Genomic DNA, 10,492 nt, shown 5'->3' on the forward strand with positions numbered 1-10,492 from the left:
TAGACGTCCTTCCGACACTGCCCCGGGTACCCCGGATGAACACCATCGCGGAACGCTGGATCCGATCATGTCGACACGAGGCAACCGACCGCATCCTGATCACGGGAGAGCGCCACCTACGCCTCGTCGTCAGTGAGTACACAGAGCACTACAACCCACACCGGCCACACCGATCCCTCGGACAACGGGCGCCGGACTTACTCCCACGGCGTTCGAGCAGCATCGGATTCTGAGCCAGCTCCTGACCCCCGAGCGGAACGCCGACGGCTACGGCACCGAGTCTCGCCGACCCGGCGCATCACGTCGGGCCGGTTTCCGGGTCTCCCGGTCGAGCAACCCCCGAGCGGCGCGCGTGGCCGTCTCGCGCAGCCAGATGTGGGCGGCGTCGTGTGTGTGCACCGGGTGCCACCACAGTGCCTCACGCAGCGGAACGGCCTCGTAGGGCGGCTGAACCACCCGGACGGCGGTGAGCGGCGCCATCAGGCGGGCGAGGCGGGCTTGCACCAGAGCGATCCGTCGCGTGCCTGCGACCATCAGGGGCAGCAGTTGGAAGCTGTCGACGGAGACCTCCACGCGCGGTTCGATGCCGAGCATGCCGAGCTGGCGCACCGCGGGGGCGTCGTACGTGCGCTGGTAGGTGACCCACGGCAGCCGGGACAGGTCCTCCGACGTGAGGCGGTCCGGAACACTCGGGTGATCGTCGGCGACGAGGAACACCCAGCGGTCGTCGTAGAGGTCGGTGGCGGGGAAGTCGCTGATGATGCCGTGCGGCATGAGCAGGCCGTCGCTGGTACTCAGCAGCGTGGCGGTGTCGTCGACCACGGTGGGCGGGGTCTGGGAGAAGCGCAGCCGGATGCCGGGTGCCTCCTCGTGCACGACACGGGCGAGTTCGGTGCCGAAGACGGCGACGGCGTAGTCCGACGCGATCAGTTTGAACTCGCGGGTCTCCTTGGCCGGGTCGAAGTCGGCCTGGCTGGTGAAGAGGCGTTCCAGCACGTCATAGGCCGTGGAAGTGCGATCGAGCAGGACCTGTCCGAGGGCGGTGAGTTCGTAGTGGCCGCCGACGCGGGCGAGCAGGTCGTCGTCGAAGTGGCGGCGCAGCCGGGACAGGGCCGCGCTCATGGCGGGCTGGCTCAGCCCCACTCGCTCGCCGGCTCGGGTGACATTGCGCTCTTCGAGCAGCGCGCGCAGCGCGACGACGAGGTTGAGGTCGAGGCGGGCCAAATTCACGGATTTCCCCTCAGCGATACGGCGACTACCAGCAAGAATAAATGAAACAGATAGCGATCATCCATAGAATCGATTTCCCTGATTACGGGTGCGGGGTCCAGATTAATCACACCGCAATCGGGAGGACATCCGTGAAACCTGAACCCGGGTCCGCGCTCTTCGCCGGACCATTCGCCCTCGCCACGCTCTCGGCCCCGGACGGGCCCGCCTTTCCCTCCCTGGTGACACCCGACGGCCAGGCGCTCGACCTGCGGCATGCCCTCGGGGACGAGCGGCTGACCGCCCTGGACGTACTGGACCGCTGGGAGGCACTCCTGCCGCAGTTGCGCGCACTGGCGGCCGACCCCGCCCTGCCCCGCACACCCGTTGCGGACCTTCGCGTGCACGCGCCCATCGCCCCGCGGCAGGTGTTCCAGTCAGGCGCGAACTACCGCCAGCACGTGATCGACCTGCACGTAGCCCATCGCGCCCCCGGTGACGACCGGCCCGAGGCGGAGCGCCACGCGGAGGCAGCGGAGCTCATGGACCGGCGGGCCGCCGAGGACCTGCCGTACGTCTTCATCGGACTGCCGAGTACGATCAACGGACCGTACGACGACGTCGTCCTGCCTGCCTGGGCCGAACAGCCGGACTGGGAGCTGGAGTTGGCGGTCGTCATCGGCCGGGCCGCCTACCAGATATCGGTGGAGGAGGCCCGGGAGTACATCGCCGGGTACACCATCGCCAACGATGTGACCGACCGGGCCACCGTCTTCCGCCGGGACATGCCGCAGATCGGCACGGACTGGCTGCGCAGCAAGAACGCCCCGGGGTTCACCCCGCTCGGCCCGTGGATCGTCCCGACCGAGTCGATCGCGCACCCCGACGACCTGCGGGTCACGCTCAAACTCAATGGCGAGACCATGCAGGACGAGTCCACCAAGGACATGATCTTCAAGGTCGCGCGTATGGTGGCGTACGCCTCGCAGACCGCACAGCTCCTGCCCGGCGACCTGGTACTCACCGGCAGCCCGGCCGGCAACGGAATGCACTGGGGCCGGTTGCTGCGCCACGGCGACGTCATGGAAGGCTCAGTCACCGGGCTCGGCGTGCAGCGCACCCGCTGTGTGGCGGAGGCCGCACCGTGATGCTGGATCGCCACAACCCTGAGGCCGCCATCGCCGAAGCGGCCAAGGCCACGTCCAACTGGGGACGTTGGGGCGAGGACGACGTGCTCGGCACGCTGAACTTCCTCGACGAGGCCAAGCGACGCCAGGGCGCGGCTCTCATCCGGCGGGGTGTCAGTTTCTCGCTCGCGCAGCCCTTCGACATGAACGGCCCGCAGAAGGGCTGGCGTCGACGCACCAACCCGGTGCACACGATGCTGGACACCGGCATGGACGCGGCCCTGGGCCACCAGCCCTTCCCGCACGGTCTCGGCGGCGCCGACGACGTGATCGCGATGCCGTTGCAGTGCTCCACGCAGTGGGACGGGCTCGGCCACATCTTCGACCACGGCATGGCGTGGAACGGGCGCCCCGCGGAAAGGGTCGTCACCTCCGAGGGCGACCAGGTCACCGGCATCGAGCACATGGCTCCGCACGTCGCCGGGCGCGGTGTGCTGCTGGATGTGAGCCGTGTCATCGGTGATGGCGGCGAGCTGCCCGACGGCTTCGCCATCACCGAGGAACACCTGACGGCGACGGCCGAGGCTCACGGGGTGGCAGTGGGCCGCGGGGACATCGTGCTCGTGCGCACCGGCCAGCTGACCCGGGTCCGGCGTGACGGCTGGGGTGACTACGCCGGCGGTGACGCACCTGGCCTGTCCTTCACCACGGCCGGCTGGCTGCACGGAACCGAGATCGCCGCGATCGCCACCGACACCTGGGGCTTCGAGGTCAGGCCGAACGAGTTCGAGCCCGCCTTCCAGCCGCTGCACCAGGTCGCCATCCCCCACATCGGCCTGCTCATCGGCGAGATGTGGAACCTCGACGCGCTCGCCGCGGACTGCGCCGCGGACGGCGTGTACGACTTCTGGCTCACCGCCGCACCCCTGCCCATCACCGGAGCCGTCGGCTCCCCCGTCAACCCGATCGCCGTCAAGTAACCGGCGCGACAAGGGAGTTCCTTCCATGAGCAAGTCCCGTACGATCCTGGTGATCGGCGGCGGCGCGGCTGGAAACGCCGCCACGGTCTTCCTGCGTCGCTCCGGATTCACGGTGGATCTGATCGAGGCGAGGGACGACTGGAACGCCACCGCAGGCTCCGGCATCACCCTCCAGGGCAACGCCCTGCGGGTCCTGCGTGAACTCGGGGTGTGGGAGCAGGTTCGGGCGTCCGGCTTCGGTTACGGCTCGGTCGGCATCACCGCCCCCGACGGCACCGTGCTGCACGTTGCCCGGGACATCCGCACCGGCGGTGACGGCCTGCCCGCCACGCTCGGCATGCAGCGTCCCCAACTCCAGCAGATCCTCATCGACGCCGTGCGCGCGAGCGGCGCCTCGGTGCACCTGGGCACGACCGCCCAAGTCCTCGACCAGGACGCGAACGGAGTTTCCGTACAGTTCCCAACCGGCACCGAGGGCCGTTACGACCTGGTGATCGCCGCCGACGGCCTCGGTTCCTCGACCCGCGCGGCGATCGGCATCACCGACAAGCCGGAGCCGACCGGCATGGCCATCTGGCGCGTCGCCGCCCCGCGCCCCGCCGGTGTCTCCCGCACCGACCTCTCCTACGGCGGCCCCGCCTACATCGCGGGCTACAGCCCGACCGGCGACAGCACCCTGTACGCGTACGTCGTCGAGGACAACCGCGACCGTGCCTCGATCCCACCGGCCATGTACGCCGATGAGATGCGCCGCCTCGCCTCCGCCTACGGCGGCTTCTGGCCGGAGATCACGCAGCACATCACCGATCCGGCGAAGGTCAACTACACGTGGTTCGACAGGCTGCTGGTCGAGGGCTCCTGGCACCGCGGCCGCGTCGTGCTGATCGGCGACGCCGCGCACTGCTGCCCGCCCACCCTCGCTCAGGGCGCGGCCCTGTCCCTGGAGGACGCCTGGGTGCTCACCCAGTTGCTCACAGCCACGGAGATCTGGGACGACGGGCTGTTCCAGGCGTACTACGAGCGGCGCATCGCCCGCGTCCGTCCGGTGGTGGAGGCGTCCGTGCAGCTCGGGCAGTGGCAGCTCGACGGCGTCCGGGACGCGGACGTTCCCGGTCTGATCGCCCGGACCATGACGATGCTGCGGGAGCTGCCGTGAGGGCCCTCACCGTCGACGTGCACGCCCATGTCCTGCTGCCCGAGGTCGAAGCGCTGGTGGACGGCCTGCCAGGTCTGGCCGGGGCAAAGGCACTGGACTCCCGGCGCAACGGCCCGGCGGCCCTGGCCGTCAACGGGCCCATGGTGCGCGAATGCATCCCCCGGCTGACCGACGTCACCGTGCGGCTGGCCGCGATGGACGCGCAGGGCGTGGACGTCCAGCTCGTCAGCCCGTCCCCCTCGCACTACCACTACTGGGCGGACGAGGAGACGGCCGAGAAGGTATGCCGGATCGCCAACGAAGCGACGGCGGCGCACTGTTCCGCCGCCCCGGACCGGTTGCGCGGACTCGGCCTCGTACCTCTCCAGCACCCGCGGATCGCGGTCCGTGCCCTCGGCCATGCCCTGGAACAGGGGCTGACCGGAGTGGAGATCTCCAGCCACGCCCCGGGCCGTGAGCTGTCCGACCCGGCATACGCACCACTCTGGGCGCGGGCCGAGGAGACCGGTGCAGTCCTCTTCCTGCACCCCTTCGGCTGCACGCTCGACGAGCGGCTCGGCCAGTGGTACCTGTCCAACACGGTGGGACAGCCGACGGAGAACGCCGTCGCCCTCTCCCACCTGATCTTCTCCGGCGTCCTGGACCGCCATCCCGGTCTGAAGGTGATCGCCGCGCACGGCGGTGGCTATCTGCCCACCCACATCGGCCGATCCGACCACGCCTGGTCCACCCGCTCGGACGCCGGCGCCGACTGCGCCCACCTGCCCAGCAGCTACCTGAAACGCCTCTACTTCGACTCCCTCGTCCACGACCCGCACGTCCTGCGGGAACTGGTTCGCGTGGCCGGTCCCGATCGCGTCTGCCTCGGATCGGACTTCCCCTTCGACATGGGAACCGAGAACCCCGTCGGCGCACTGCGCGCCGCCGAGCTGCCCCAGGCCGACTTCGACGCCGTACGCGGCAGCAATGCCGCCGCACTGCTCAATCTCACCCTCGACTGAGAAGGATCCCGTCATGAGCGCCCGTCTGCTCACCCACCTGCGGCACGTCGATCTCGCCGTACCCGACTACGACAAGCAGCTCGACTTCTACGCCGGCGTGTGGGGTCTGACCAAGGTCTCCGAGGACTCCGGCATCTCCTTCCTCGCCGCCGAGGGCTCCCCCGAGCAGTACGTCGTCCGGCTGCGCAAGGCCGACGAGAAGCGCCTGGACCTGGTGTCCTACGGCGCGGCAACCCGCGAGGACGTCGACACGCTCGCCGAGCAACTCCTCGCGTCGGGACTTCAGTTGCTCTCCCAGCCGGGCAAGGTCGACACCCCCGGCGGCGGCTACGGCTTCCGCTTCTTCGACGTCGACGGACGCACCATCGAGGTCTCCGCCGACGTCGAGGTCCGTCAGCACCGCAAGATCGAGGAGAAAGAATCGATCCCGGTCAAGCTGTCGCACGTCGTCCTCAACTCTCCGGATCTCAACCGGACGCGGGAGTGGTATGAGCGTCACCTCGGCTTCCGGCTCTCCGACTCGCTCAGCTCGCCGCACGTGGGCGAGGTCATGCACTTCATGCGGATCTCCAACCAGCACCACTCCATGGCCATCGCCCAGGGCCCGCACACCGCCCTGCACCACATCTCCTTCGAGATGCGCGGCATCGACGAGTACATGCGCGGCTCCGGCCGCGTCATCCGGGCCGGGTTCAAGAAGGTCTGGGGTCCCGGCCGGCACATGGCGGGCGACAACACCTTCACCTACTTCCTCGACCCACACGGCAACACCGTCGAGTACACGACGGAGCTGGAGCTGCTGGACGAGGACACCTGGCACCCGCACGTCTACGACTTCTCCCAGCCGGAAGTCACCGACCAGTGGGGCACCGCCAACCCGATGAACGAACTGGTGGCCAAGGAGTCGTTCAACGACCCCGACCGGGGTGTGTTCGTCGCCCCGCCGGTCTGATCCCACCCCGCCCCGACTCCCGGGGGCGCGGTGGCCCTGTCAACTGCCCTGACTGCACCAGCGCCGCTGCCCCCGGCCCAGCCTGCCAGGAGCCGCACCATGCGTTTCGCCGCCTACGAACACCAGCACCGCCATCGCGTGGCCGTCGTGGAGGACGACGGCACACTCCTCCCCCTGCCCGGCGTCACGTCGCTCACCGCCCTGTTGTCGGAAGCCGGCGGTCTTCCCGGAGTACTGACCGCGGGCGCTGCGGCGCTGGACGTGCCACCGGGCCCCCATGTCTCACAGGTCCGTCTGCTGCCGCCCCTCCAGCCCGCGTCGGTCCGGGACTTCGTCACTTTCGAGGAGCACGTGGAAGGCGTACGGCGGTCCGTGCAGAGCACCGTCGGCGTACCTGAACAGTGGTATGCCGCTCCGACCTTCTACTTCACCAACCCGCACGCCGTGTACGGCCCCCACGACGACATCCCCGTCCCACCCGGTTCCGCGGTCCTGGACTTCGAGTTGGAGGTCGCCGCCGTCATCGGTCGCGAGGGCCGCGACCTCACGCCCGAGCAGGCCCGCGACCACATCGTCGGCTACACCGTCTTCAACGACTGGTCCGCCCGCGACCTGCAGTCCGCAGAGATGAAGGTCGGCCTGGGGCCCTGCAAGGGCAAGGACACCGCCACCACGCTCGGCCCGTACCTGGTCACCGCCGACGAACTGGAGCCGTACCGGGATGCCGACGGTTTCCTGCGGTTGGCGCTCACCGCCGAGGTCAACGGCGAGGCCGTCGGCCAGGACCTGCTGTCCAACATGAGCTGGACGTTCGAAGAGATGGTCGCCTACGCCTCGCGCGGCACGCAGGTGATGCCCGGCGACGTCCTGGGCTCCGGCACGTGTGGCAACGGCGGCTGCCTGGCCGAGCTGTGGGGCGTACGCGGCGAGCAGACCCCGCCGCCGCTCAAGCCGGGCGACACCGTCACCCTCACGGTGGAAGGCATCGGCACCGTGTCCAACACCGTCGTCCCGGGCTCCGATCCGGTGCCTCTTCCCGCCGGGCGACGCCGGTCCAGGGAGCGGCCGTGAGCGACCTGTCCGGCAAGAGGCTCCTGGGCCGGGTCGTCGTCGTCACCGGCGCGGCGCGTGGCCAGGGCGCCGCCGAGGCGGAGGCACTGCCCCGGGAGGGCGCGCGGGTGATCGCCACCGACGTACGGCCGGAGGCCGACTGCCGCCGCCTCGACGTCACCAGCGAGCAGGACTGGGCCGAACTCGCCGCCGAGCTGAAGGAGACGTACGGACAGGTGCACGGCCTGGTGAACAATGCCGGCATCACCTGGCGCACCCGACTCGGCGACGTCCAGGCCGAGGACTTCGCCCGGGTACACGCCGTCAACGTCACCGGCCCGCTCCTCGGCATCCAGCACCTCGCCCCGCTCATGCCCCCTGGCTCCTCGATCGTCAACGTCGGTTCGTCCGCCGCGCTCACCGCTCACTATCCGGTCGCCTATACCGCCAGCAAGTGGGGGCTGCGCGGCCTTTCCAGAGTGGCCGCACTGGAACTCGGGCCGCGCGGCATCCGCGTCAACACCATCCACCCCGGCTACATCGACACCGAGATGACCGCCTCCGCCGCACCGGCCTTCCGCGAGTCCAACATCCGGGAGACCCCTCTGGGGCGCACCGGAACCGTCGGAGAGGTCGCGCCCCTGGTCGCGTTCCTGCTGTCGGACGAGTCGTCGTTCATCACGGGCGCCGAGATCCCAGTCGACGGCGGCCTGACCGCGCACGGAGGCGTCAAGTCCGTGTCCGACGCCCTGCGCGAGGGGACGTCGTGAGGCGGCTCGAAGGCAAGGTCGCCCTAATCACCGGCACCGCCCGCGGCCAGGGCCGGGCCGCCGCGTTGCGCTTCGCGGCCGAGAGCGCGCTCGTGGTCGGCGGCGACCTGCTGCACGAGGAGGCCGTCGAATCAGGCTGCTGAGCTGTGCATCACTGATCATGCCCATACACGGACGATCACAAAGCCCCAGGTCAGCGACTGTGCAGCAATAAAGACACCCTTCAGGCCGGGCCCGTGGACGTGGGCGCGGACGCTGAGTGAGCGGTCAGGAGGGCGACCTGACCGCCCTCATCGACAAACGCAAGGGCCAGGCGCCCAGCCTGTCGGCGTCTACCGTGCGCTCGGCCGCACTCCTGGCCGTAGGACCGCCGGTTTCCCCGCCAGGTCGAACGTCAGTGGTCGCCGGAGCGGCGCGGTGCTGTCATGGATAGGGAAGACGGCGTGGACGAACCGGCGGGGCCGCGGAGGCCGGTGCGCCGCGCGTGGCCCGCCCGGGGCGGTCCGGCCGCGGCCGCCCCGTCGCGAAGCGGAGGAGGCCGATGCCATGCTGCGCCGCCGTGCGGTCGGTGACGTGATGACCGAGGAGGTCGTCACCTTCCGCCCCGACACACCGTTCCAGGAAGTCGCCGCCCTGCTGGACGCGAACGACATCGCCGCTGCCCCGGTCGTCGATGACGACGGCGCCCCCGTCGGCGTGGTGTCCGCGTCCGATGTGCTGCGGCACGAGACCGGAATGCCCGATCCGCAGGGGCAGGACGGGAACGACGAGCGCACCTGGGGCAAGGCCCGGGCCCGGACCGCGGGCGCGCTGATGAGCAGTCCCGTCTTCACCGCCCGCGCCGACTGGACGATCCCCCGGGCCGCGCGGGAACTCCGCAGGCGGCACGTCAAGCAACTGCCGGTGGTCGGCGACGACGGGATCCTCACCGGCATCGTCAGCCGCAGCGACCTGCTCGACACCTTCATCCGCTCCGACATCGAGATCCGCGACGAGGTCGAGCAGGACGTCCTGGGACGCATCCTCGGCCTGGACGCGGGCACCGTCGCGGTCGAGGTCCGTGACGGGGACGTCACCCTTCGGGGTCACGTCCCGGAACCGCGTCTCATCCCGGTGGTCGTGGGCCTCTGCCAGGGCGTCGACGGTGTCGTCGCTGTGGACGCCCGCCTCGCCGCCGCAGGCTAGGTGGTCCACCCTGGGAGTCCGAGCTGCGGAGCTCGGGCCCCAGGACCCCGACCGCCCCTCACCTCGATATCACCAGCCTCGAAGCAGACCCAGCCCCCTCGGCGATACCCGCACGGCCATCAACCTCAAAACGACACCATTTAAGCGCTCCATACTGCTATCATTTTGGGTGTCGCTGCGCCCGACAGGAGGAACCTGATGTCGCGCACCATGATCGATCTCGACGATGAGATGGTAGAGCACGCCATGCGCCTGTACGGCGTGAAAACGAAGGCCAAGGCCGTGCGCATGGCCATGGAAGAGGCCGTCAAGCGTCGACTGCGCCAGGAGGGCATCGACGCGATCAAGTCCGGTGACCTGGACCTGACCTACGACAGCCGGACAGAGCCCAACAGTAGGAACGTGGCGTGAGTGAGCGCTTCCTGATCGACAACTCCGCCCTCCAGCGATGGCGCAAGCCGAAGGTGGCGGAGGCCCTCGACCCGCTCCACGAGGATGGCGTACTGGCTGTGTGCGGACCGGTCGAGATGGAAGTGATGTACTCCGCGCGCAACGAGAACGACGCGAAGCGCCTGCATTGGTTCCTGGCCGGCTTCGACTACCTGCCAATGACTGACGAGGTGTGGGACCGCGCCAAAGACGTCCAGCGACAGGCCATCACCAAGGGCAACCACCGCGCGCTGTCCATGCCGGACCTGTTGATCGCCGCAGCGGCCGAACGGCATGTGGCGACGGTGCTGCACTACGACCAAGACTACGACATGATCGCCTCGATAACAGGCCAGCCCATGAAGTGGGTCGTGGAAGCGGGCACAGCGGACCACTGACTTGTCGGGTACGCGGAAACTCCCTTCGATCCCGGCTGTGTTTCTGCGCCGACAGACCGCCAAGGGTACGGAGTTGCGACCAGCACCGCGGCCCGCTCAAGGCCTGAAGGGTGTCATTACCGCTGTATGACGGCTGTGTGGGTGCCGACAAATCATCCGCGCAGTTCAGGCCGCTCGCTGGTACTCGTGGAGGGTGCCGCCGAGTCGGTCTCGTCCGTGGACGTCCAGGTGGGCA

13 protein-coding genes are annotated in these 10,492 nt (G+C 69.3%); 12 read left to right on the forward strand and 1 reads right to left on the reverse strand.

Features of this window, described 5'->3' with window-relative positions; translation table 11 throughout:
• The first annotated feature begins 35 nt into the window (after positions 1 to 35).
• Positions 36 to 233, forward strand: coding sequence for an integrase core domain-containing protein (locus tag LCH29_RS43130; RefSeq protein WP_446467162.1), 198 nt, complete (start codon positions 36 to 38; stop codon positions 231 to 233).
• Positions 234 to 267: 34 nt separating this feature from the next.
• On the opposite strand, the gene LCH29_RS43135 is transcribed toward LCH29_RS43130, so the two are convergent.
• On the reverse strand, positions 268 to 1,230 hold the full coding sequence (locus LCH29_RS43135) for a LysR family transcriptional regulator (RefSeq protein ID WP_446467150.1): 963 nt from the start codon (positions 1,228 to 1,230) through the stop codon (positions 268 to 270).
• 131 nt (positions 1,231 to 1,361) lie between these two features.
• On the opposite strand from LCH29_RS43135, the gene LCH29_RS43140 reads away from it, so the two are divergent.
• From LCH29_RS43140 to LCH29_RS43190, 11 genes are all read left to right on the forward strand, one after another.
• Entirely contained in the window at positions 1,362 to 2,357 is a 996-nt protein-coding gene (locus LCH29_RS43140; protein ID WP_446467151.1) for a fumarylacetoacetate hydrolase family protein, read from the forward strand.
• Positions 2,354 to 3,316, forward strand: coding sequence for a cyclase family protein (locus LCH29_RS43145; protein ID WP_446467152.1), 963 nt, complete (start codon positions 2,354 to 2,356; stop codon positions 3,314 to 3,316). Before LCH29_RS43140 ends, LCH29_RS43145 begins: the two co-directional genes overlap by 4 nt.
• 25 nt (positions 3,317 to 3,341) lie before the next feature.
• Complete coding sequence (locus tag LCH29_RS43150) at positions 3,342 to 4,472, forward strand: FAD-dependent oxidoreductase (protein ID WP_446467153.1); 1,131 nt, start codon at positions 3,342 to 3,344, stop codon at positions 4,470 to 4,472.
• Positions 4,469 to 5,473, forward strand: coding sequence for an amidohydrolase family protein (locus LCH29_RS43155; protein WP_446467154.1), 1,005 nt, complete (start codon positions 4,469 to 4,471; stop codon positions 5,471 to 5,473). The genes LCH29_RS43150 and LCH29_RS43155 overlap by 4 nt, the downstream gene beginning before the upstream one ends.
• Positions 5,474 to 5,486: 13 nt before the next feature.
• Positions 5,487 to 6,425, forward strand: a complete 939-nt coding sequence (locus tag LCH29_RS43160; RefSeq protein WP_446467155.1) for a VOC family protein — start codon at positions 5,487 to 5,489, stop codon at positions 6,423 to 6,425.
• Positions 6,426 to 6,524: 99 nt separating this feature from the next.
• Positions 6,525 to 7,496 carry a fumarylacetoacetate hydrolase family protein gene (locus LCH29_RS43165; RefSeq protein WP_446467156.1) on the forward strand — a complete coding sequence of 324 codons (972 nt, stop codon included), beginning with the start codon at positions 6,525 to 6,527 and terminating at the stop codon, positions 7,494 to 7,496.
• Positions 7,493 to 8,245 (forward strand): SDR family NAD(P)-dependent oxidoreductase, encoded by a 753-nt coding sequence (locus LCH29_RS43170; RefSeq protein ID WP_446467157.1) that lies wholly within the window; start codon positions 7,493 to 7,495, stop codon positions 8,243 to 8,245. The genes LCH29_RS43165 and LCH29_RS43170 overlap by 4 nt, the downstream gene beginning before the upstream one ends.
• Positions 8,242 to 8,388, forward strand: a complete 147-nt coding sequence (locus LCH29_RS43175) for a hypothetical protein (protein WP_446467158.1) — start codon at positions 8,242 to 8,244, stop codon at positions 8,386 to 8,388. Before LCH29_RS43170 ends, LCH29_RS43175 begins: the two co-directional genes overlap by 4 nt.
• Before the next feature lie 403 nt (positions 8,389 to 8,791).
• Positions 8,792 to 9,430, forward strand: coding sequence for a CBS domain-containing protein (locus LCH29_RS43180; RefSeq protein ID WP_446467159.1), 639 nt, complete (start codon positions 8,792 to 8,794; stop codon positions 9,428 to 9,430).
• Positions 9,431 to 9,628: 198 nt separating this feature from the next.
• Complete coding sequence (locus LCH29_RS43185; RefSeq protein WP_446467160.1) at positions 9,629 to 9,841, forward strand: type II toxin-antitoxin system VapB family antitoxin; 213 nt, start codon at positions 9,629 to 9,631, stop codon at positions 9,839 to 9,841.
• The gene (locus LCH29_RS43190) at positions 9,838 to 10,257 is read left to right on the forward strand and encodes a PIN domain-containing protein (protein WP_446467161.1); all 420 of its coding nucleotides are present in this window, start codon (positions 9,838 to 9,840) and stop codon (positions 10,255 to 10,257) included. Before LCH29_RS43185 ends, LCH29_RS43190 begins: the two co-directional genes overlap by 4 nt.
• Positions 10,258 to 10,492 lie beyond the last annotated feature (235 nt).

This window comes from Streptomyces sp. BRA346 (assembly GCF_052851135.1).